Origin of the sequence: Sanguibacter sp. 25GB23B1, from assembly GCF_040012415.1 — a bacterium.
In the GTDB taxonomy this organism is placed as follows: domain Bacteria; phylum Actinomycetota; class Actinomycetes; order Actinomycetales; family Cellulomonadaceae; genus Sanguibacter.
Genome location: NZ_JBDYKL010000003.1, coordinates 117,565 through 139,434, shown reverse-complemented (window position 1 = coordinate 139,434; position 21,870 = coordinate 117,565). Strand labels below are relative to the sequence as shown.

General features: G+C 71.4%; 23 protein-coding genes. 9 read left to right on the top strand and 14 right to left on the bottom strand.

Annotated elements, in window-relative coordinates; translation table 11 throughout:
- Positions 1-586: 586 nt before the first annotated feature.
- The gene (locus tag ABKW26_RS03170) at positions 587-1,294 is read left to right on the top strand and encodes a hypothetical protein (RefSeq protein ID WP_348590980.1); all 708 of its coding nucleotides are present in this window, start codon (positions 587-589) and stop codon (positions 1,292-1,294) included.
- Positions 1,281-1,808: a hypothetical protein gene (locus ABKW26_RS03165; protein ID WP_348590978.1), complete on the top strand. Its 528-nt coding sequence runs from the start codon at positions 1,281-1,283 to the stop codon at positions 1,806-1,808. The genes ABKW26_RS03170 and ABKW26_RS03165 overlap by 14 nt, the downstream gene beginning before the upstream one ends.
- A 647-nt stretch (positions 1,809-2,455) precedes the next feature.
- On the opposite strand, the gene ABKW26_RS03160 is transcribed toward ABKW26_RS03165, so the two are convergent.
- Entirely contained in the window at positions 2,456-3,463 is a 1,008-nt protein-coding gene (locus tag ABKW26_RS03160; RefSeq protein ID WP_348590977.1) for an NADP-dependent oxidoreductase, read from the bottom strand.
- A 112-nt stretch (positions 3,464-3,575) separates the two neighbouring features.
- On the opposite strand from ABKW26_RS03160, the gene ABKW26_RS03155 reads away from it, so the two are divergent.
- Both ABKW26_RS03155 and ABKW26_RS03150 read left to right on the top strand, forming a co-directional pair.
- Entirely contained in the window at positions 3,576-4,199 is a 624-nt protein-coding gene (locus ABKW26_RS03155; protein ID WP_348590976.1) for a helix-turn-helix domain-containing protein, read from the top strand.
- Entirely contained in the window at positions 4,196-4,582 is a 387-nt protein-coding gene (locus ABKW26_RS03150; RefSeq protein ID WP_348590975.1) for a DUF1304 domain-containing protein, read from the top strand. The genes ABKW26_RS03155 and ABKW26_RS03150 overlap by 4 nt, the downstream gene beginning before the upstream one ends.
- An 18-nt stretch (positions 4,583-4,600) precedes the next feature.
- Here the strand turns inward: ABKW26_RS03150 and ABKW26_RS03145 are convergent, their stop codons facing one another.
- The 3 genes from ABKW26_RS03145 to ABKW26_RS03135 are packed head-to-tail and all read right to left on the bottom strand — an operon-like array spanning position 4,601 to position 5,913.
- Positions 4,601-4,906, bottom strand: coding sequence for a DUF4235 domain-containing protein (locus ABKW26_RS03145; RefSeq protein WP_348590974.1), 306 nt, complete (start codon positions 4,904-4,906; stop codon positions 4,601-4,603).
- Between the two features lie 15 nt (positions 4,907-4,921).
- Complete coding sequence (locus tag ABKW26_RS03140) at positions 4,922-5,368, bottom strand: hypothetical protein (RefSeq protein ID WP_348590972.1); 447 nt, start codon at positions 5,366-5,368, stop codon at positions 4,922-4,924.
- Complete coding sequence (locus ABKW26_RS03135) at positions 5,365-5,913, bottom strand: PadR family transcriptional regulator (protein WP_348590971.1); 549 nt, start codon at positions 5,911-5,913, stop codon at positions 5,365-5,367. Before ABKW26_RS03135 ends, ABKW26_RS03140 begins: the two co-directional genes overlap by 4 nt.
- 193 nt (positions 5,914-6,106) lie before the next feature.
- Here ABKW26_RS03135 and ABKW26_RS03130 point away from each other — a divergent pair, with 193 nt between their 5' ends.
- Complete coding sequence (locus tag ABKW26_RS03130) at positions 6,107-7,630, top strand: amino acid permease (protein WP_348590970.1); 1,524 nt, start codon at positions 6,107-6,109, stop codon at positions 7,628-7,630.
- Here ABKW26_RS03130 and ABKW26_RS03125 read toward each other — a convergent pair.
- Positions 7,627-8,046 carry a DUF6228 family protein gene (locus ABKW26_RS03125; protein ID WP_348590969.1) on the bottom strand — a complete coding sequence of 140 codons (420 nt, stop codon included), beginning with the start codon at positions 8,044-8,046 and terminating at the stop codon, positions 7,627-7,629. The two genes, ABKW26_RS03130 and ABKW26_RS03125, sit on opposite strands and share 4 nt — an antisense overlap.
- 37 nt (positions 8,047-8,083) lie before the next feature.
- Positions 8,084-8,797 (bottom strand): cyclase family protein, encoded by a 714-nt coding sequence (locus ABKW26_RS03120; RefSeq protein WP_348590968.1) that lies wholly within the window; start codon positions 8,795-8,797, stop codon positions 8,084-8,086.
- Between the two features lie 79 nt (positions 8,798-8,876).
- Here ABKW26_RS03120 and ABKW26_RS03115 point away from each other — a divergent pair, with 79 nt between their 5' ends.
- Complete coding sequence (locus ABKW26_RS03115) at positions 8,877-9,341, top strand: hypothetical protein (protein ID WP_348590967.1); 465 nt, start codon at positions 8,877-8,879, stop codon at positions 9,339-9,341.
- A 10-nt stretch (positions 9,342-9,351) separates the two neighbouring features.
- Complete coding sequence (locus ABKW26_RS03110) at positions 9,352-10,155, top strand: hypothetical protein (RefSeq protein ID WP_348590966.1); 804 nt, start codon at positions 9,352-9,354, stop codon at positions 10,153-10,155.
- Positions 10,156-10,168: 13 nt separating this feature from the next.
- Here ABKW26_RS03110 and ABKW26_RS03105 read toward each other — a convergent pair whose 3' ends face one another.
- The 5 genes from ABKW26_RS03105 to ABKW26_RS03085 form a co-directional block, all read right to left on the bottom strand.
- Positions 10,169-10,891, bottom strand: coding sequence for an ATP-binding cassette domain-containing protein (locus ABKW26_RS03105; RefSeq protein ID WP_348590965.1), 723 nt, complete (start codon positions 10,889-10,891; stop codon positions 10,169-10,171).
- A gap of 83 nt (positions 10,892-10,974) precedes the next feature.
- Positions 10,975-15,261 carry an ATP-dependent RNA helicase HrpA gene (hrpA, locus tag ABKW26_RS03100; RefSeq protein WP_348591088.1) on the bottom strand — a complete coding sequence of 1,429 codons (4,287 nt, stop codon included), beginning with the start codon at positions 15,259-15,261 and terminating at the stop codon, positions 10,975-10,977.
- Positions 15,262-15,613: 352 nt separating this feature from the next.
- Positions 15,614-15,778 (bottom strand): hypothetical protein, encoded by a 165-nt coding sequence (locus tag ABKW26_RS03095; protein ID WP_348590964.1) that lies wholly within the window; start codon positions 15,776-15,778, stop codon positions 15,614-15,616.
- 37 nt (positions 15,779-15,815) lie between these two features.
- Positions 15,816-17,411, bottom strand: a complete 1,596-nt coding sequence (locus ABKW26_RS03090) for a hypothetical protein (protein ID WP_348590962.1) — start codon at positions 17,409-17,411, stop codon at positions 15,816-15,818.
- On the bottom strand, positions 17,408-17,758 hold the full coding sequence (locus tag ABKW26_RS03085) for a hypothetical protein (protein WP_348590960.1): 351 nt from the start codon (positions 17,756-17,758) through the stop codon (positions 17,408-17,410). The genes ABKW26_RS03090 and ABKW26_RS03085 overlap by 4 nt, the downstream gene beginning before the upstream one ends.
- Positions 17,759-17,933: 175 nt before the next feature.
- On the opposite strand from ABKW26_RS03085, the gene ABKW26_RS03080 reads away from it, so the two are divergent.
- Positions 17,934-18,398 carry a YbaK/EbsC family protein gene (locus ABKW26_RS03080; protein WP_348590959.1) on the top strand — a complete coding sequence of 155 codons (465 nt, stop codon included), beginning with the start codon at positions 17,934-17,936 and terminating at the stop codon, positions 18,396-18,398.
- 98 nt (positions 18,399-18,496) lie between these two features.
- Here ABKW26_RS03080 and ABKW26_RS03075 read toward each other — a convergent pair whose 3' ends face one another.
- From ABKW26_RS03075 to ABKW26_RS03065, 3 genes are all read right to left on the bottom strand, one after another.
- A complete protein-coding gene (locus ABKW26_RS03075; RefSeq protein ID WP_348590958.1) occupies positions 18,497-18,886 on the bottom strand; it encodes a roadblock/LC7 domain-containing protein in 390 nt (129 codons plus the stop codon).
- A gap of 83 nt (positions 18,887-18,969) precedes the next feature.
- Complete coding sequence (locus ABKW26_RS03070) at positions 18,970-19,335, bottom strand: hypothetical protein (protein ID WP_348590957.1); 366 nt, start codon at positions 19,333-19,335, stop codon at positions 18,970-18,972.
- Positions 19,336-19,450: 115 nt separating this feature from the next.
- Positions 19,451-19,963, bottom strand: coding sequence for a hypothetical protein (locus tag ABKW26_RS03065; RefSeq protein WP_348590956.1), 513 nt, complete (start codon positions 19,961-19,963; stop codon positions 19,451-19,453).
- A gap of 197 nt (positions 19,964-20,160) precedes the next feature.
- On the opposite strand from ABKW26_RS03065, the gene ABKW26_RS03060 reads away from it, so the two are divergent.
- Positions 20,161-21,867, top strand: a complete 1,707-nt coding sequence (locus ABKW26_RS03060) for an ABC-F family ATP-binding cassette domain-containing protein (protein WP_348590955.1) — start codon at positions 20,161-20,163, stop codon at positions 21,865-21,867.
- The last annotated feature ends 3 nt before the right edge of the window (positions 21,868-21,870 follow it).

The window sequence follows — 21,870 nt, the reverse complement described above, 5'->3', positions numbered from 1 at the left end:
CGTCTTGCGATACCCCCGGATCGGCGTCCTCGTGCAGGTCGCCAGTGCGCGAAGGGCTCGTCTGCCATGAAGCACCCGGGCCGGTACCGGCCTCGACGAGACGATCCGCATCCTCCGCGCCGTCTGGCCGGACGCACCTGCACCCGAGACGACGAGGCGCCGCCAGGTCGACTCGTAGGCATCGCGCCGGGCCTTTGGGGGACGGTGACGGACGGCTGGCGATCCTGACGCTAGGGCCCGGGGCTCCCTGGGCCGGCACGCTAGGCAACAACCCCACTGGACCTGCGCGTCGAGATCCTTCGTCCGGCCCATGTGTGGTCGCTACGCCGTCGCCGACAGAGTGAGCATTATTGCGGCTGATGCAACGACGGCGCACAGGTGCCCCTGCTCACGGCCAGATCGCCTGTCACGGTGACCGCCCAGGAGCGGACATGTCGGGCGCGTGATGGTCGGAGCTGACCCGTAGTCATCATGGAACTGAGGGTCGACTCGTGCTCCACGACTGCGCTGTGGTCGGTCCCGCTAGAGTCGGGACGTGGGGGCCTTGGGCGCCGAGCGCCCGTCCGGGGGAAGCTGAGGACAGCGGATGACCAGCACTGCAATGAAGCGATCGTCGGAGCGTCGAAGTCGGCGCCGTGGAGTCTCGCTGATCCTGACCGCTGCCTTGGTGCCAGCGATGGCCGGATGCGCGAACGGAGACGCGGGCTCACAGGCTGGCACCGAACCCAGCGGGTCCGTGACACAGGAGGAATCGCAGACTTCTGTTGCGTCGGCATCCGAGATGTGGGCTGAGTTCTACGGGGTCTCCGATCCGCCCGAGGTGGAGATGATCGCTGAGGTGATGCCCGAGGAGCGGCAACGCTATATCGATGACTGTCTCGGGGAGGCTGGGGTCATCGTTCTTGGCCCGGGCCTCATCCATGTTCCTGTCGCCCGGAGCGATGAAGTCGCTCTCGCCCAGTACACGTGCGCGATGCAGTACGGGTCGCCTGCGCGTTACACCCAGGAGTGGGGAGTCGACCAGAAGCACATCCAGTACACGTGGACCCTTGTTGACGTCATTCCGTGCCTGGAGGCCCAAGGGCATTCGACCGTCGGCATGCCGGGCCAGCTGGAGTTCGTCGGCTCGTACGACACGAAGCCCTTCTTCCCGTTCGCCCAGGTGAGACTGGATGTCTTGCCGAAGGAGGAGAACGCCGAGTGGGCGCGCCTGGAGGCTGAGTGCCCCCAGATGGCTCCGTCCGAGGTGCTGTGGGACGGGATGAGCATCGAGGAGTGGCGTGCAAAGCACTGAACCCACCGGCGAACCTCAGGAGCGTGAGGTCATCGCTGTCGAACCCGTGCCACGGCCCCGCGTGCAGCGGTGGCGTGCCTTGCACATCGTGTGGAAGTGGATGATCGTCGTCGCGACCGCGCCGAGCGCCGTGTGGGCGGTGGTCGTCGTCGTCGGCTCGTTCGCCTACGGACCGGAGGCGCTCCTCCAAGGGATCGATTCACTGATGTTCTTCGTCGTGATGATCGCGGTGCCCGGGGCATTGCTCGGGCTCGTCATCGGGCTGGTGGACCTGCGCCTCGGGCGGTACGTCGAGCGGAGACCGGGCAGCGTGGCGAGCATCGCCGCCGCGGCGGCCGGGATGTTCCTGCTCCTCACCGCGGCGGCGCGGGGTCTCTTTGCATTCACCTCGACGTCCGGTGTCGGGGTGCTGGCCATGACGTTGACCTGCATGGCTTGGGCTCTCGTGCCCGCGCTGATCACGCTCCGCAGATACCGCAGGATCTCGCTCGGCACGCGCTCAGCACGGGTGTGAGTTCCACGCGCCACGGGTGTTGAGACCAACGGCAACGACCACATCCACCTGGCCGTGAACCTCGTCCGCGAGGACGGCACCCGGGCTTCGGTCCACCACGACTTCCACCGCGCGCAGAAGGCCGCACAGGCCCTGGGGATCGAGCACGGCCTTGTCGCAGCTGGAGTCTGAGGGCAAGGAGAGGCCGACCGTCGGCTACCACCCTGCCGAGCGTGAGGCTCAGGCGCGAGCGCGCGCGAGCCCGCGCGCGCCCAGCAGGACCGCACCCAGCGGGTTCGATTCCTCGGCTGGGGGATCTGACCGGACCCGAACGCCACGCCCGCGTCGCGGCCGAGCTGCAGCGCGACCAGCCGTGCCACAACCTGGCACGCACCGTGCGCGGGTGCCCGACCGCGAGCGATCCATCTGTTACGGCGGCGCACACCTCGCCTGCGCCCTGACCTTCCCCCGCCTGCCCTCGTCGTGGCCCGAGACGCCCGTGGGCGCGACGAGCGCTGCCAACGAGTGGATTCCCCGTCGCGTGATGATCGTTGCACTCGGGCCGACTCGTTCGGACGTGGGTCGACCCCAAAGAGCCCGACCCCGCCGAAGCTGACGGCGGGGTCGGGCTGCGGGCTCCCCCGCGGGTGCCCGTTCAGACGCAGGCGTCAGCCGACGCGCACGACCATCTTCCCGGTGTTCTCGCCCCGCATGAGGCCGAGGAACGCGTCGACGGAGTTCTCGATCCCGTCGACGACGGTCTCGTCGAAGACGACGTCGCCGGAGGCGATCCACGGGCCCATGTCGCCCATGAACTCGGCCATGTGCTGGGTGTAGAACCCGACGATGAAGCCCTGGAGTTTGAGGCGGCGCGTGACGATGTTCGCCATGTTGCGCGGGCCGGGGGTCGCCTCGGTCGAGTTGTACTGCGAGATCGCTCCGCAGAGGGCGGCGCGGCCGTCGTCGTTGAACGCGGAGAGCGCGGCCTCGAGGTGGTCGCCGCCGACGTTGTCGAAGTAGACGTCGATCCCGTCCGGTGCGGCGGCGCGCAGCTGCTCGCGGACGGGTGCGGTCTTGTAGTTGAACGCGGCGTCGTAGCCGTACTTCTCGGTGAGGAGGGCGACCTTCTCGTCGGACCCTGCGCTGCCGATGACACGACCGGCGCCCTTGAGGCGGGCGATCTGGCCGACAGCGGTGCCGACGGCGCCTGCGGCCCCGGAGACGAAGACCGTCTCGCCAGGCTGCATCTTCGCCACCTTGAGCAGGCCCGCGTAGGCGGTGAGGCCGGTCATGCCGAGCGTGCCGAGGTACGCGGACGGCGAGACGCCGTCGAGCGGCTGGACGGCGCGGAACTGGGCCGCATCGGCCTGGGCGACGTCGCGCCAGCCGAGCTGGTGGAGGACGAGCTGGCCCACGGCGAGCGCGTCGGAGCGGCTCTCGACGACGCGACCCACGGCGGCGCCCGTCATCGTCTCTCCGAGGGGGAACGGCGGGGTGTAGGAGCGGCCCTCGTTCATGCGGCCACGCATGTACGGGTCGACGGACACGAACTCGTTGGCGACGCGGACCTCGCCGTCGGCGAGCTCGGGGAGGTCGACGTGGACGGTGCGGAAGTTCTCGTCCGTGGGCCATCCGGTCGGCCGGGAGACGAGCTGGACCTGGGTGCTGGTGGGCACGAGAGACTCCTTCGATCGGGGTTGTGAACTGAACGGTTCAGAACTACTGTGGACCACGAACCGGCGCGACGCAACCACGAGCGCTGCGCCGACGAGCGGAGAGGATCGCCCCATGGCCCGGCCGCAGGCCTTCGACACGGCGCACGCCGTCCGCGCCGCTCGTGACCTCTTCTGGGAGCGCGGCTACGACGCCACCTCCGTCTCCGACCTCGAGCGCGCCACCGGCATCAACCGGTCGAGCCTCTACAACGCGTTCGGCAGCAAGCGCGGGCTCTTCGACCATGCGGTGCGTGACTACCTCGACGTCGTCGTCGGCCCACGCATCGCCACGCTCCGCACGCCCGGCGCCGGCCCGGCGGACGTCATCGGGTACCTCGAACGCCTGGCCGCCCTCCTCGCGGACGACGAGGCACGGTGGTCGCGTCTCGGCTGTCTCCTCGTCAACGCCTCCACCGGCCTCGCGGCTCGCGACGACGATCTCGCGCTCGTCGTGGAGAGCTATCGCGCGGACCTCGTCGCTGCGTTCACGGCCGCCCTCGATCCCGCCTTCCCCGACGCTGCGCGCCGCGCCCGCATCGCTGCCGGTCTGACGATCTCCGCCCTCTCGATCGCCCGCACCAACCCTGCGGCCGCCGCTGAGCTGCTGCACGACGCCGTCGACGACCTGCGTTCCGCAGCATCGACCACCGCTGTCAGCCCGACCGCGGCTCACCCCATCCCCGAGGAGTCCCGATGATCGCCCTGAGTCTCGTGCTGGCAGGGGTGGCTGCCGCCGTCCACGTCTATATCTTCGTCCTGGAGTCGCTGCTCTGGACCGCCCCGCGCGGCCGCGCGACCTTCGGCACGACGCCCGAGGAAGCTGCTGCGACGAAGGACCTCGCCTTCAACCAGGGCTTCTACAACCTCTTCCTCGCGATCGTCACGGCGGTCGGCATCGGCTTCGTCGCAGCGGGCGAGACCGGCATCGGTGCCGCGCTCGTGGTCGCGGGCGCAGGCTCGATGGTGCTCGCGGGACTCGTGCTCCTCGTGTCCTCGCCGAGCAAGGCCCGCGCGGCTCTGGTCCAGCTGTCGGTGCCTGCCGTCGCTCTCGTCACGTTGGGCATCGGTCTGGCCGCGTAGCAGCTGGCGCGCCGTCGGTCAGTTTCCGGGCCAGTCGCCCGTCACCCGCTGGAAGGCGCGCGCGCCACCACGGTCGATGAGCGCCTTGACCGCTGCGTAGATCGCGCCCTGGACGAGGGAGGCGAGGAGGAGCTCCTTCATCCCGTACTCGGACTGCAGGGGGCCGGGCGCGTCCTTGTGGTCGCCGGGTGCCACGCGCTTGTAGACCTGCTTGAAGATCTGACCGGCGACGAGGCCGCCGACCATCGAGCTGACGATCCCGACCGGGCGGTACAGGATCTTCGCGGACGTCGAGCCCTGCTCCTGGGGGCGTGGTGAGTTCATGCTCCCGACGCTAGTTCAGGTCCGGGGGATCCGCCGGGCGAGGCGAGCGACGATGACCAGGAGCACCACGATGAACGGTGCCCACCCGTACCGTTCCCACGGGCTCGACGACGCGGCGTTCATGACCGCGCCCACGCCGAGGATCCCGAGGATGACCCGCGTCCCGCCGAGTGCCGCGCGGGGCGGCAGGGGGACGCCCATCCCGCCCCGCGCGAGGACGACGACGGCCGCCAGCAGCCACACGACCGCAGAGACCGAGCTGGCGACCCGGAGCTCGTCCGGCAGGACGCCGCTGTGTGCGCCGCTCCAGGCCGCATCGCCGAGAGGGGCGCCGGCCGCGACGGCGACCTGGAAGGCGACGACGATCCCGAAGCCGGCGGCTGCCGCCTGCGCGAGGCCGCGTGGAGCCGTAGCGATGGCCGCAGCGGTCGTGAGGTCAGGGGAGGCGGGCTGCACGGTCATGACGTCTCCTCGGAGAGGGCGACGAGCGTCGCCTCGGCTTCGGTGGCCCACGCGAGCGCTGCCCGGGCGGAGTGCTCGCCCGCGGAGATCGTCAGGAGCCAGTAGGGGCTGTTGCGGCGGTCGGGGTCGGCCTCGGCCTCGGTGCGTGCCGTGGCCATGGCGTCGAGCTGCTGCTCGGCGTCCTCGCGGGCGGCACGGACGATCTCGGCGCACGCCTCTGGTCCGAGGTGCTGACCGAAGAACAGTCGGAGGAGGTGGCCGTTGCGCGGGGCGGTCGCGCGGGGCGGCTCGGCGAGCGCTGCGCGCAGGCGGTCGAGGCCGGCAGGAGTGATGGTGAAGGTCGAGGAGCCGGCCCGCTGCGCGTCCGAGCGCTCGACGAGGCCGTCGCTCTCGAGCCGCGCGAGGGCGGGGTAGATCTGCCCGAAGCTCTCGCTCCAGAAGTGGCCGAGCGTCTCGCGGATCGCGGCGCGGACGGCGTACCCGGTCATGGGGGTGATGCTCAGCGCGCCGAGCACGGCCGTCTCGGTGTGGTTCTCCCGGGGCATCGCGAACCTCTCTGCTAGATATGTATCTGGCAGAGAGTGTGACACGCTGCGACGAGGGCTGTCACGCATCGGGACCCGACCGTGTCGCGGGACCTTCGCACCCGACCGTCTCGCATCCCGGTGCTAGGCTCGCGGCGCTTCGCCCGAGGGGGCAGGCTCAGACCTGAGCAGGTGAGCAACCGGGGAGACGACCATGGCGAGCGGCAAGAACATCTTCCGGCGCAAGAGCGCCGAGCAGACGCTGGCCACGACCGACGATCCGGAGCGCTCCCTCAAGCGGGACCTCACCGCGTGGGACCTCGCCGTGCTCGGCGTCGCGGTCGCCGTCGGTGCAGGCATCTTCTCCGTCGGTGCGACAGCCGCCGCCAACTACGCCGGACCAGGCGTCATCGTCTCGTTCATCATCGCCTCGGTCGTGTGCGGCATGGCCATCATGTGCTACGCCGAGTTCGCCTCGACCCTCCCGATCGCCGGGTCCGCGTACACGTTCTCCTACGTGACGATGGGCGAGTTCGTCGCCTGGATCATCGGCTGGGACCTCATCCTCGAGATGCTCCTCGCCGCGGCCGTCATCGCGAAGTTCTGGGGCATCTACCTCTCCGACGCGTTCGGGCTCTTCGGCATCGACATCCCGACGACGGTCGACCTCGGCCCCGTCGACCTCGACTGGGGACCCGTCGCCATCGTCGCCGTGTTCACGGTCCTCCTCGTCATCGGGACCAAGCTCAGCACCCGCGTCAACGGCGTCCTGACCATCCTCAAGGTGGGGATCACGCTCTTCGTCATCGTCGCCGGGTTCTTCTACGTCAAGGCCGAGAACTACACGCCCTTCATCCCACCGTCGCAGCCCGCCGAGAGCGCGTCCGGTCTCCACCAGCCGCTCTTCGCGTTCCTCTTCGGTCTCGAGCCCAGCACGTACGGCGTCGTCGGCCTGCTCTCCGGTGCGGCTCTCGTGTTCTTCGCGTTCATCGGCTTCGACGTCGTCGCCACCACCGCGGAGGAGACCAAGGACCCGCAGCGCGCACTCCCGCGCGGCATCCTCGGCGGGCTCGCCGTCGTCACCGTCCTCTACATCCTCGTCACCGTCGTCGTCACCGGGATGGTCTCCTACACCGAGCTCGCCGCGAGCGACAGCCCGTCGCTCACCACGGCGTTCGTCCTCGTCGGGGCCGACTGGGCCGGCAAGGTCATCTCCATCGGCATCCTCCTCGGCCTGACCTCGGTCATCATGGTGCTGCTGCTCGGCCTCACGCGCATCGTCTTCTCGATGAGCCGCGACGGCCTGCTGCCACGCAGCCTCTCCCGGACATCGGGCCGTTTCCACACGCCCGCACGTCTCCAGATCGGTGCCGGCGTCATCGTCGCGGCGATCGCCGGGTTCTCCGAGGTCGAGCTGCTCGAGGAGATGATCAACATCGGGACGCTCTCCGCGTTCGTCCTCGTGAGCTTCGGCATCCCGCTCCTGCGCCGCTCGCGCCCCGACCTCAAGCGCGGGTTCCGCGTCCCGTGGTCGCCGGCCCTGCCCATCATCTCGGGTGTCGCGTGCCTCTGGCTCATGTCGAACCTCACCACCCTCACGTGGTTGCGCTTCGGGGCGTGGCTGCTCGCCGGGACGGCCATCTACTTCGCGTTCTCCTACCGCAACAGCCAGCTCGGCCGGGAGGGTGACGTGAACGACGCGGTCGTCCCCAAGACGGCGGACGGGCCGCCCGCCTAGCCTCGGTTCGCCGCTGTCTGGTCCAGCAGAGATCTCACGCCAGCCGCCGCCGACGAGAGGTCTTCACCGGCATCCAGAGCGAGGTCGAGGAGCGCGGTCCACTCGCCGCCGCCGCCATAAGACGTCATGTGCTGCAGCTCGACCCGCAGCACGACGTGACTGCCGGTGTGGTGGGCGGTGATCGCGAGCTCTCCCGCCAACGAGGACCACGACCGGTGCCCGTCCCACCCACGCCACGACCGCTCGAGATCGTCGAAGAACTCGACGAGGTCGCCGTACCCGTGGTCGGCATAGTGCGCCTCGACAGAATGGAACGCCTTGATGTCATGCCCGACGAGGGTCGCGACCAGGCCTCCGTATCGATCGCCACTGAGGGCGAGGCCGAGATGTTCGTGACGTGAGCCGATGGTCACCATGTCGCGCACCCTACCCGTCGACGTCGACCGCCCCGCCTCAGGCCAGCTGCGCGAACGCTCGCACCGGGAACGTGCCGAAACCCTCGACCTTCGGCGGCACCGCAGTGAAGTGCGCGCCCTGCTCGGGCAGCTCGCCCAGCTGCGTGAGGTGCTCGACGACGTGGATGCCCGCGTCGAGGAGGATCGAGTGCGCCGGTCGCTCGCCGCCGCTCTGCGTGTCGTCGATGTTCAGCGAGTCGATCCCGACGAGCGCCACCCCGGCGTCGGCAAGATGTCGTGCGCCCGCCTCGGAGAGGAAGGGGGCATCGGTCGCGTACGCGGGCGCACCGAAGTGACGGTCCCAGCCGGTGTGCAGCAGGACGGCGGACCCGGCGAGATCGCGAGCGGCACCCTCCGTGTCCACGAGGTCGTCGACCGTGATGCCCCGCGAGGTCGCGTCTGCGAGGTGGAACACCTCGGCGCGCAGACCCACGAGCGTCGCAAGGTCGAGAGACGCGAGGTCGCCGCCGTCCGCGTACCGGTGGAAGGGGCTGTCGAGGTACGTCCCCGTGTTCCCGATCATCGTGATGACGTCCATCGCGAACTCGGTCCCCGGCGCGTAGATCGTGCGCGAGGTCTCCCGGGTGAGGTGCGGCGTGATCGTCGGCGCGGGGAGGCCGGGATAGGTGACGAGACCGGCCCGGATGGTGTGGCTGAGGTCGACGACCCGTCGTGCGGGCGGGGTCACGGGGGAGCTGCTGCTGACGGTCATGCCGCCAGTATGCCGACCCGGCGGGCCGCCGAGAAGCGCACCAGGTGCAGATCCTTCGCGCGGTGCTAGGTTTTTTCAGATGACGACCGAACCGCGTCCCCCTGCGTCCACGCCCCCGCACCCGACAGCGCCTCAGTCCACCGCGCGGACCCTCGGCCGGTGGGGCCTCGCGGCGGCTCTGCTCACCGCCGGCGTGGGCCACCTGCAGAACACGGACGAGTTCCTCGCCCAGGTGCCACCGTGGTTCCCGGCCCGCGACTCCGTCGTCTACGTCTCGGGCGCCGTCGAGCTGAGCTTCGGTGCCGCGCTCCTGCTCGCCCGCAAGCACCGGGTCCACGTCGGCTGGATGGTCGCCGCGTTCTTCGTCATCATCTTCCCGGGCAACATCTCGCAGCTCGTCACGCGCACCGACGCGTTCGGCCTCGACTCCGACCTCGCCCGCACGGTGCGCCTCTTCTTCCAGCCGCTGCTCGTGGTGTGGGCGCTCTGGTCGACGGGCGCGTGGCGCGCCTGGCGTGACCGTGACCAGACGTCGGCACGGTGAGGGGACAGCGATGAGGGCCTACGACCTGTGGTTCGAGAGCGGTACCGGTCTGGCGACCTTCCCGGGACGCACGGCCACGCGAGAGAAGCCGGCCACGCCGCCCGACGGCTGGATCGGCAGCGCCGGTCCCGGTATCGCTCCCGCGACCTGGCCGCGCGGGACGCAGACGGGCCTACCCATGTTCCACGCCCTCACGCTCCGGCTCCCCGCGGAGTACCGGCGCCGCGGTGCGCACCTGACCTCCGTCGCGTTCTTCCAGGGCGAGGGTCAGTTCGCCGAGGCGCGCACCCCGGCTCCGAGCCCCGATCCCTTCGAGTCCGACGTCCGTGCCGCGACGGACCACCCCCACCTGGCGCGGCGCACCGACATCATCGATGGACAGTTCGCCCTCCTCTGGCTGACCGACGACGAGGTCGGGGCGGGCCCCGTCGCGCCGCCGCCGGACTCCCGTCGTCCCGGAGAGCACATCGCCGAGGACGAAGGGCCGAACGCGTGGGACACCGACGCTCCGACGTGCGCGGTCTGGCTGCTCGAGCGGCCAGACCCGAACGCCGGCGCAGCGCCTGTCGACCCGATGGCCGCCGCGCGGACCCCCGAGTACGCGTCGCCGTACACGAGCGACTTCAACCTCCACCCCTGGGCGGCGCAGCTCGCGCCCTGTCACCTCGGCGGGACGAGCTTTCCCGTGCAGAGCCTGCCCCACGGCCTCACGCCGTTCTACCTCGAGCTCGACGAGCTCCCAGGGCTGAACTTCGGTGGCGGGAGCGCGCAGCTGGACCTCGAGTCGGACGTCTTCGACTGGGCGTGCGGCTAGCGCGGCCTGAGGTTCACAGGTGCCGCAGGTACTGCTCGGGAGCGGCGAGGAAGCGCTGCCAGCTCGACACGAGGTCGAGGTCCGCCCACTCGCGCCGGCGCAGCCCCCAGTCGCCGAGCTCGTAGATCGTCGCGCCCGGCATCGCGGCGAGGAGCGGCGAGTGCGTCGAGAGGACCACCTGGGAGTCGCCCTCCGCGACGAGCGCCTTGAGCACGCTGAGCAGCGACAGGCACCCGGCGAACGAGAGGGCTGACTCGGGCTCGTCGAGCACCCACAGGCCGGACTTCTTGAAGCGGTCGACGATGAGCTCGAGGAACGACTCCCCGTGGGACATCTCGTGGAAGGGAGCCTCGGGGTTGCCCCACGTCGGGTTCGACTCGAGGTACGTGAAGAAGCCGTGCATCGTCTCCGCGCGCAGGAAGTAGCCGCGCCGCGACGCCCCGGGGTGGCGGACCAGGCGCAGGTGCTCTCCGAGCCCCGACTCCGTCGCCCGTGTGGAGTATCGTGCTCCGGTCGAGCCTCCCTCGGGTGACATGCCGTAGGCGTGCGCGACCGCCTCGACGAGCGTCGACTTCCCCGAGCCGTTCTCGCCGACGAGCACGGTGACCGGACCGAGGTCGAGTCCGTGGTCGAGGAGCTGGGCGACCGGCGCGAGCGTGCCGGGCCAGGACCGCCGGTCGAGCGGAGCGACGGGGGACTCCTCCAGCCGGCGCACGGGGTACCGCTCGAATGCCATACCGCCATCGTCGCAGGAGGGACCGACGCTCCGCCCGGTCGAGGCCGCCCCGGCTCCAGCGTGGCTCAGCGTCCTTGACCGCGTCAGACGCCGAGGATCTTGCGGATGCGTTTCTCGCTGACGGGCCCGTCGGTGCCGAGCTGCTGCGCGAAGAGCGACACGCGGAACTCCTCGATCATCCAGCGCACCTCGGCGAGCTCGGCCGCGCGGGCGGGGTCGGGCGAGCCGGCCACGGAGGCGGCGCGCGCCTTGGCGTACGCCTCCTCGACGTCGTGCACCCGCCACGCGAGCTCGGCGTCGCGGTTCGGGTTGGTCATCGCCTTCTCCAGCCGGTACGACGCGGCGCGCACGTACCGGGTGAGGTGCGGCAGCCGGTGCCCGGGGGTCGCGGCGACGAAGCCGTCGTAGACGAGGCCTCCGACGTGGTCGCGGATGTCGGCGAGCGTGTTGAGGAGCGCGAGGCTGTTGCCGCTGCGGATCTCGGAGTCGAGCGTCCGGGCGGCGGTGAGGACCGCGACGACGTGCCCGACGACCGTGTGGACCTGGTCCTCGATCCGTCCCTTCACGCTCTTGACGGCTGCGGCGTACGCGGCAGCGTCTCGGACGAGGGCGGCCTCCGGGGTGAGGATCCGGACGGCCGCGAGCTGGAGGTCCGCCACGAGTGCAGCCGTGTTCTTGTAGGGGCTGGCGGCGAGGGTGAGCGACTGGCTGCTCGACCACCGGGACGTGATCCGCGCCTGCTGCAGCGCGGTCTCCCCGAGGACGAGGCGCCTGACGCCCCGCTCGTGCTCGCCGGCCTGCCGCGACGCGTCGGCGAGGACCCGCAGAGCAACGGTCCACGACGCGCCGGCACGCTCCTCGACGAGCGCCGGGTACCCCCGCACGACGAGCCCGCCCGGCCCGGGGGTCTCGACCTGCGCGGGCATGACCCCGTCGGGCAGTGTGCTGGGCCAGGTGCTCAACCCGACGACCTCGGCGACGGAGCCCCCTGAGCCCCCGCTGGGTTCGGCACTCTGAGGCGGCGTCGGCAGTCCGGACTGCCGGTCTCGACCCGAAGCGCCGAGCTCAGCGCCCGCAGCCTGACCAGCGGCAGACCCCGCAGCGGCAGACCGGGCGGCTGCTCCGGCCGCCGCCTGGGCCTCGCGGAGCGCGGTGCCGACCGCGCTCTTCACCGCGGAGCGGACCGCGTCCTGGGACTGCGCCGCGAGGCGACGCTGCAGCGCGACGAGATCCTTGCTCTCGTCGAGCACCACCTGGCTGCGCGTCGACCCGGAGCCGCGCTCCTCGAAGACACGGAACGTCATGCGCAGGTGGGCGGGCAGCCGCTCGCGGTCCCAGGCGTCGGCGGGGATGTCGACGTCGCGCAGAGCACGGACGGCGCGGGAGAAGGCGCTCTCGAAGGACTCGGCCATGTCGCCGGCCCGCGTGATGTCGCCCCACTGCGGGCAGTGCTCCTGGAGCCACGCGACGACGCTGCGGGCGACGTCGGGCGCCGGGACGAGCTGGACGCGCACCGGCTTGGGGAGCGACTTGATCGCCGCGACGGTGAGCTCGGCGAGGAGCCCGGGAACCATCCAGTCGAAGCCGTCGGGGACCACGCGGTTGAGCACCGAGATGGGGATGTGGACGGTGACGCCGTCGGCCTCGGTCCCCGGCTGGAACTGGTAGGTCAGGGGCAGCGTGAGGTCGCCCTGCACCCACTCGTGCGGGAAGTCCTCCGCGGAGACGGACGTGGACCCCTCGGGCACGAGCAGCTCGCGCGTGAACGTGAGCAGCTCGGGGTCGTCGCGTCGGGCGCCCTTCCACCACTGGTCGAAGTGCCGCGCGGAGACGACCGACTCCGGGACCCGCTCGTCGTAGAACGCGAAGAGGGCGTCGTCGTCGACCATGAGGCCGCGCTGGCGGGAGCGGGCCTCGAGCTCTGCGGCCTCGTCGAGCAGGCGCCGGTTCTCCGCGAAGAAGGCGTGATGCGTGGTCCACTCGCCCTGCACGAGCGCGTGCCGGACGAACAGCTCGCGGGCGATCTCGGGGTTGACCTTGGAGTAGAGGACCTTGCGGTCGGTGACGATCGGGACGCCGTAGAGCAGCACCTTCTCGATCGCCTGGGCGGCGCCCTGCTTCGTCGACCAGTGCGGCTCGGAGTACGTCCGCTTGACGAGGTGCGACGCGAGGTCCTCGGCCCACTCGGGCTGGATGCGCGCGACGTCCCGCGCCCACAGCCGTGAGGTCTCGACGAGCTCGCCCGCCATGATCCAGGCCGGCGGCTTCTTCGCGAGGCCCGAGCCGGGGAAGATCGCGAACCGCGCACCACGCGCCCCGAGGTACTCGTTGCGTGCGAACTTCTTCGCCCGACGGTCGCTCGCGCTCTCTTTGCCCTTGGCGGTCGACGCCTTGACCTCGGTGGCCTCCTGCATGCCGATCTGCGAGAGCAGCCCGGAGAGCAGGGACCGGTGGATGGTGTCCGTGTCCCACGTGAGGCGCAGGTCGTCGTCCGCGCTCTCGGAGTGGGTGCTGGGCGGGTTGACGACGATCCCGAGCGGCTTGGCCATCTCGCGCAGCTGCGCCACGACGTCCTGCCACTCCCGCACGCGCAGGAAGTTGATGTACTCCGCCTTGCACATGCGCCGGAATGCTGACGAACCCATGTCCCGTTGCTGGGCCCGGACGTACTCCCAGAGGTTGAGGTAGGAGAGGAAGTCGGAGGTGCGGTCGGTGAAGCGCGCGTGCGACTGGTCGGCCTGCGGCCGGAAGTCGGCAGGCCGCTCACGTGGGTCCTGGATGGACAGCGCGGCCGCGACGATCATCACCTCGCGGGCGGAACCACGACGGCCGCCCTCGACGATCATCCGCGCCAGCCGCGGGTCCATCGGCAGCTGGGCGAGCGCACGCCCGACGTCGGTGAGGCGCGTGCCGCCACCCTTGCCGAGCGAACCGTCGAGGCTCGCGGCGTCCGACGCCCGCGCCTCGGGGCCCCGCCGGTCGGGCGCGTGCGTCTCGAGCGCGCCGAGCTCGGTGAGGAGCTGGACCCCGTCGCGGATGGCACGGGTGTCGGGAGGCTCGACGAACGGGAACCGTGCCACGTCGTCGGGCGTGCGCACCACGCCCACCGAGATCATCTGGAGCAGCACCGATGCGAGGGACGTCCGGAGGATCTCGGGCTCGGTGAACTCGGGGCGGGACTCGAAGTCCTCCTCGGAGTACAGGCGGATCGCGATGCCGTCGGCCACGCGGCCGCAGCGCCCGGAGCGCTGGTTCGCGCTCGCCTGCGACACGGGCTCGATCGGCAGCCGCTGCACCTTGGTCGCCTTGGAGTACCGCGAGATGCGGGCGGTCCCGGGGTCGATGACGTAGCGGATGCCGGGCACGGTGAGGGACGTCTCGGCGACGTTCGTCGAGAGCACCACGCGCCGGCCGGGGTGGGACTGGAACACCCGGTGCTGCTCGGCCGCGGACAGCCGGGAGTACAGCGGCATGACCTCGATGTGGTCCGGCCGGCGCGGGTCGCTCACCCGCGCGCCGAAGTGGCCGGCGAGGGCGTCGGCCGCGTCGTGGATCTCGCGCTCACCGGAGAAGAACACGAGGAGGTCCCCCGGACCCGCGGCGCTCAGCTCGTCGACCGCCTCGCAGACCGCGGTCATGAGGTCGCGCTCCTCGCCCTTCTTCGCGTCCTCCGGTGTGAGCGGCCGGTAGCGGACCTCCACCGGGAACGTGCGGCCGGTGACCTCGATGACCGGGGCGAGCGGGACGGCGGGCAGCTCCTCACCCTCCCCGGGAGCGGGAACCGGCCCGCCCGGGGCGAAGTGCCGCGCGAACCGCTCCGAGTCGATCGTCGCCGACGTGATGATCACCTTGAGGTCGGGGCGCTGCGGCAGCAGCCGCGTGAGGTACCCGAGGATGAAGTCGATGTTCAGGGAGCGCTCGTGCGCCTCGTCGATGATGAGCGTGTCGTAGGCGAGGAGCTGCGGGTCGCGCTGGATCTGCGCGAGGAGGATGCCGTCGGTCATGACCTTGACGAGCGTGTCCTCCGACGAGGTGTCCGTGAACCGGACCTGGTACCCGACGATCTCGCCGAGAGTCGTCCCCACCTCCTCGGCGATGCGCTCCGCGACGGTGCGTGCCGCGATGCGGCGCGGCTGGGTGTGGCCGATCTGACCGGCCCGCCCGCGGCCGAGCTCGAGCGCGATCTTGGGGATCTGGGTCGTCTTCCCGGAACCGGTCTCGCCCGCGACGATGACCACCTGGTGGTCGCGGATCGCGGCCGCGATGTCCTCCCGACGCGCCGAGACGGGCAGCTGCTCGGGATACGTGATCGGCGGCACGACGACGGCCGCGCGGGCCTCGGCCGCCCGAGCGAGCCGGGCAGGGTTCACGCGGGGGACGCGGACGCCACCGCCGGACGTCCGAGGCGCCCTCGCGCCGCCGGCCGGAGCCGCGGTGGGTTGGGGAGCCTGCGTGCGCTGCGCGCCGCCACGTGAGCCGCTACGAGAGCCGCCGCGACGGTTCCGGCGAGGCTGCCGACGCTCGGTGCCTGAGCGCTCGGTGCCTGAGGGTTCCGTGCCGGGCTGCTCGGCGCGGGCGCGCTCGGGATCCGTGCCCTGACGGTTCACGTCGTCCTGTTGGTTCTCGTCAGCCGTGCTCACAACGAACTATTCTCCCAGCCGACGCAACGCATTTCTCCGGTGGGAAGGCTCCCCACGGCTCCCGGGCTGTGACCCGTGCGCGTCAGTCCTTGACCATCTGGATGGGGATGAGGAACGCGAGGGTCGAGAGGAGCATGCCGCCGACGAAGACGTACGCCTCCGCACCCGTGTACTGGTTGGCCACGCCCATGACGTACAGGCCGAGGACGAACACGGCGATCATGGCAAAGGCAAAGAGGTGACGCATGGGGGATCCTCCGGAGTCGATTTCTGCCCTCAAGGTATCAGCGCGGGTCCGGCGTCGCCGTCTCGAGGGGTGCGCCCTGGGCGTCGAGAGCGACGGTCGCGGCCTCGGTCCACCCGAGGTCGAGCTCGTAGGGGGCGTCACCACCGGTGAGGATCCCGGCTGCCCCGTCCTGCCACGAGCCGAGCGCGAACGTCGCGTCCTGCGCGATCTGGTCCGACCACTCGTAGGCGACGTCGAGGGTCACCGAGAAGGTTCCGTCGTCCAGCCGGCTGACCGTGGTCGAGCCGTGGTGGCGGAGCATGCCCGACGTCCCGTCGCCGGCACCCACCGGGTCGGCGCCCGCAGGTGGCAGCACCCCCAGCCGGTCGGAGAGCGACGCAGAGGACGTCACGGTCGGTGCCGAGACGTCGCCGGCGTCGAGGAGCGCGGGCTCGCCCGAGACGACGTCGAACGTCCCGTCGGTGGCTCCCGTCTCGAGGAACCGACGGACGGCCTCGGCCGCGACCTCGGCGTTGCGTGCCGCGAGGTCAGCCTGGAGCCCGGCGTCCGCGCGCACGAGGGCCGACCAGCCGGCGTCGTCCCGGATGGTCCACGGTGCCGCACCCAGCGCGTCACGCACGGCCACCTGCTCGGCCGCCCAGGCGGGGTCGGGGACGGGCGAGGTCACGTCCGGTGCATCCGGCGCGACAGCGGGGGAATCGATCGGTGCGACGTCGGGGACTGCGTGGCCGGAGGGCCCGTCGACCGTGGCCCCCTCGACGGAACCGTCCACCGTGGCCTCGCCGGAGGCCCCTGGTGCGAGGTCGCCGATCTCCGGGACGTCACCGACCTCGAGCGGGGGGATCGAGGGAACGCTCGGCGCTCCCGGCCTACCACCGCCACCGCCGCCACCACCGGTTCCGCCGTCTCGGGCACCGTCGACCGGCTGGGGCGCGGACGGCACGGGGACGCTCGGCGACGTGACCGTCGGGTCGGGCATGACCGGCGGCTCCGCCGGCGTGGGTGGCCCGTCGACGAGGGCCCACGTCGGGTCGACGACGTCGCACGCGGCCTGCGCGCTGATGAGCGCCGCGTAGAAGTCGCGTCGTCCTCCTGCGGCAGACCTCTTGATCGCCTCGATCTCGGCCCTCAGCCACGTGACGTCCTCGACGTCCTGCTGGAGCGTGCCGTCCGGATCACCCGTGACGAAGGGCTTGTCGCGGATGTTCTTCTCCTCGGCGCCGCTCATCCACTGCGCCCCGGAGTACTGCGGGAGGTGGTTCGTCGAGGCCGAGTGCCAGTAGTCCTCGACGCGTCCCTGATAGATCTCCAGCTTGTCCGCGAGCGTGGTGTGCGCGGTGGCGACGTCGCGGAGCGGCTGGACGAGCGCGTGGATGCGCGCGCTCGTGTCGCGGACCGCCGCCCGCGCGACCGGTGCCGTGTCGCCGTCCCACACGTCACGGGAGCGGTTGGCTGCGGCTCGGACGTCGCTCGCGAGCGTCTCGAGGGCGGCGGCCGTGTCGGAGTAGCGCAGCGCGGCCGCCCGCAGCGCGGGCGGGTTGCCCTCCACGACGTCGCTCACGTGGGTGGGGTACGTCGAGGTGTCGGGTGCGTGGCCGACGAAGTACGGCTCGGTGCTGTCCGTGGTCGTCACGCGAAGCACTGCTCCGGGGGCGTGCCCGGCACCGTGGGGGCCGGGGGCGTGAACGTCACGGTCGCGGAGGTGTCGGACGAGTTGTACGCCGTGACGCACTCGCTGACGAACGTCGCGTGGGAGGCGAGCTCCGTGACGAGGGTGCTCACGAGAGCGCTCACGTGGTCCTGGAACGGCGTCGTCATGGCCGTGGAGCTGGCCAGCGCGGTGTGGGGCCCGGCCCACCTGCCGGTGCTGGGCTTCGGCCACGTGAAGGTCTCGGACTGGCCGGACAACGTGTCCGAGAAGGTGGCGAGCTCCTTCCCGAACGTGTCGAGCCCGGTGATGTCTACGACGAACTCGCCCATGGACCTGTTCTCCTCGTGCCGGACGGGGATCGTGGCGTGACCTGCTCGGATGCCCCCGGGGACACGTGGTGTCACCGCTCCAGAGGGTGCCGGGTCGGGTGACGTTCTTCAATGGGGAGCACTGCCCATCGCCGCCGCGTGCGCCGGCGCGACGGCGCCGTGCGATGCTCGGCACATGAGTGAGGAACGCGCCCTCGGCGCTCTCGAGGCGTCCGGGCTGACCTACACGATCGCGCGCCACGGCCCGGTGGGCTCCCTGGCGGAGGCTGCGGCAGCACGTGGCGTGAGCCCGTCGGGCATCGTCAAGACGCTCGTGGTGCGCAGGGCCGACGACGACTACCTCTTCGTCCTCGTCCCGGGCGACCGGAGCATCTCGTGGCCCAAGCTCCGCACGCTGCTGGGCGTCCAGCGGCTGTCGATGCCCGACGCGACCGTCGCACGCGACGTCACCGGGTACGAGCGGGGCACCATCACACCGTTCGGGTCGCTGAGCCCCTGGCCCGTCGTCGCCGACGAGCGGGTGCTGGGCGGGCCGGTCTCGATCGGGGCCGGCGCCCACGGGGTGAGCGCGAGCGTCGACGGCGACGCGCTCGTCGCGTTCCTCGACGCCCGGGTGGCAGACGTCACCGACCCTGCGTGAGGACATCGACCTGAGATCGACCTGAGATCGACCTGCGACGGTGCTGCGCGCAGCGCTCGCCCAGGGATGCGGCGCTCGCCCAGGGATGCAGCGCTCGCCTAGGGGTACAGCGCGTTGCTCGGTCCGCTCTCGGCCTCGGCGAGCTCGGCGGCGAGGCGTTGCGCGATGCGGTCGAGCAGCACGAGGTTGACGTTCGGCTCGGTGAGGACGCCGAGCAGGTGGCGGGCGTCGATGGGGTAGACGACGACGCACCCGTCGGGCCCGCGCACGGTCGCGACCTGCAGAGGACCGAGGGTGAACGCACCGGACGCCTGGTTCCCGACGGCGAGGACCGTCGCCGTCGCGACCGCTGCCGGCCCTTCGTCCGCCTCAGGGGCGTCGTCGTGGAACGACAGACCGTCCGTGCGCGCCACGAGCACGCGACGGATCCCCGGGATGTCCCTCCGGAGGGTCTTCGCGACGTTCATGGCGTGGTGCTTGACGAGCATGGGACCTCTCCGACCTGGGCGTCGTGCGCTGACGCGGGTGCAGGCACCCGTGCGGGTGCCGGCGGCGGTGCTCCTCGGTCGTGTCAGATCTCGAGCTCGCGCTCGAGGTTGAGGAGCTGGCGACGAGCCATCGCGAGGTTCGCGCGACCCTTGTCGAGGACGAGGTAGAGGAAGAGGCCCTTGCCCGACGGGCTCTGGATGAGGCGGATGAGGTGGATCTGCGTCGAGAGCGTGATGAGGATGTCCTCGATCGCCTCCTGCAGGTTGAGGCGCTGCATCGTGCGGAGCTTGGCGCGCACCACGTCGGTGTTGCCCGCGGCGGCGACGTCGAGGTCGATGCCGGAGCCGGCCTGGCCGAGGGACATGCCGCTGTCGTAGTCGACGAGCGCGACGGCCAGGGCACCGTCGATGAGGAGGGCAGCGGCGAGGGTGTTGTCGACTGTCGTCACGTTCGAGTCCTAGGGGTCTGCGGAGCCGCGGCGGTTCCGAGGCGCGTCCAGACCTCCTATCGGACGGACGGACGCACTCCTGAGGGAGGCGCCCGTCACTCACCCGGGGCGGTGCTCAGGACGCGTCGACGAGCTTCTGCTTGAGGGCGTCGACATCGGCCTGCAGGGCGTCGATCGAGGCGATGACGTCGGGTGGGGTCGCTGCGTCGAGCGTCTCCTCGAGCGAGGCGAGCTGGGCGCCTGCGTCGTCGAGCGCGGCCCGCGCGTCGGCTGCCGCCTGGTCGGCGTTCTCACCGGTCACGCCGGCGTCCTCGAGGGCGGCCTGGGCCTTCGCCGAGCCGTCCTTCGCCGCAGCGGCGGCGTCCTCGGCCCGCGTCCGGACCTCTGCCGGAAGGGTGCCGAGCTGGTCCGTGAGCGACTGGGCGTCGGCGGCGATCGCGTCGACCTGGGCCCGGGCGTCGTCCGCCAGCTGCTGGAGGTCCGCGGTGATGGCGTCCTCGGTGGCGTCCGAGCACGCCGTCAGAGCGAGGAGGGCGGCGATCCCGACGGCCGCGACCCGCGCGCGCGTCCTGCGCGACGACGGTCCCTGAGGTGACGGTGCGTGAGGTGACGGTGCGTGGAGGGGCATGGCTCCATTCTGGCCGACGGCACCGTGTCTCTCACCCGCTCGGGGCGTCCGGGGCGTGTGGATCCGGAAAACGTTGTGCGTGGGGCCGGGCCCGTGGTCCACACTGGACGCATGTGGATCTGATCGCGCCCCGGACCTGTCCGTTCGACTCGAGGTGAGGGCCCATCGCCTGCGGCCCCCTCGACGGTTGGAGCACCATGACCCACGCACGCCCTGTCCTTCCCCTGCTCGTCCCTGTGGCCGACGACCTCCTCGTCGGACCTGACCCGCTCGCTGCGGAGTCCCTCACCCGCTACTTCGACGGACGCGCCGTGCTCGACGCCGTGTCCCTCACCGTCGCGCCCGGCCACCGGGTCGGTGTCGTCGGCGAGAACGGGGCCGGCAAGTCGACCCTGCTCCGGATCCTCGCTGGGCTCGACGACCAGGACTCCGGTACCGTCCGGCGTCCCGACGACCTCGGGTTCCTCCACCAGGAGACGCCGTACGGTCCGTCGGCGACCGTCGAGCAGGTCGTCGCTGACGCCCTGGCCGAGGTCCGCGCGCTCGAGGCGCAGGTCCTCGCTGCGAGCGAGGCGCTCGCAGCGCTCGACGCCGACGCCGACGCCGACGCCGACGCCGACGCCGGGTCGGACGTCGCGGACGACCGGCGCGCGACGGCGACCGCGACGTACACCCGCGCCCTCGCGCGCGCCGAGGCCGCCGAGGTCTGGGACGCCGACCGGCGTGCCGAGGTGACGCTCGCCGGCCTGGGGATCGAGCACGTCCGGGGGCGCACCGTCGGCCAGATGTCCGGTGGTGAGCGCACCCGCCTCGGCCTGGCTGCGCTCCTCGTCCGCCAGCCGGCCGCGCTCCTGCTCGACGAGCCCACCAACCACCTCGACGACGAGGCCGCCGGCTTCCTCGCCGCGGCGGTGCGGGCCATGCCGGGCGTCGTGGTCCTCGCGAGCCACGACCGTGACTTCCTCGACGACGTCTGCACCGAGATCTTCGACCTCGACCCCTCGCCGACCGGGGAGTCCGGCACGCTCCACCACGGCGCGTACCGCGACTACCGGGTCGCGAAGAAGAAGGAGCGCGCCGAGTGGCAGCGCCGCTACGACGAGGAGCAGATCGAGCTCGCGGACCTGCGCCGCGCCGTGGCGACGACCGCACGCGCCGTCGGCCACGACCGGCCGATGCGCGACCGCAACAAGATGAGCTTCGACGCTCACGGGGGCCGCGTCGAGTCGAGCGTCTCGCGCCGGGTGCGCAACGCCCAGCAGCGCTACGAGGTCCTCGAGCGCGCGCAGGTCCGCCGTCCGCCCCTCCCGCTGACCTTCGCCCCGAGCCCGCAGGGCCTCGCCGTCGCAGCCGCCAAGGGCAAGGTCCTCTCGGTGCGCGACGTGACCGTCCCAGGGCGCCTGACCCTCGACCGGCTCGACGTCGCCGCCGGCACCAAGCTCCTCGTCACGGGCGCCAACGGGTCAGGCAAGTCGACGCTCCTGCACGTCCTCGCCGGCGACATCGTCCCTGCCCGCGGCTCGGTGCGGACCGCACCGGGCGTCCGCGTGGCCCTGCTCGAGCAGGACGTCTATCTCCAGGACGACGTCCGCTCCCCGCGCCAGCTCTTCGACCTGCTCGGCGCAGCGAAGGCCCTCGAGGGCTTCGGGCTCGTCGAGGGCAAGGACATGGACCGACCGTTGCGCGAGCTGAGCACCGGGCAGCGACGGCGTGTGGTGCTCGGCATGCTCGTCGCCCAGGCGCCCGAGGTGCTGCTGCTCGACGAGCCGACCAACCACATCTCGCTCGCGCTCGCGGAGGAGCTCGGTGAGGCGATCGGCTCCGCTCCCGGGACGGTGGTCGCGGCCTCGCACGACAGGTGGTTGCGCCGGACGTGGCGCGGCAAGGTCCTCGCGCTGCGCTGATCG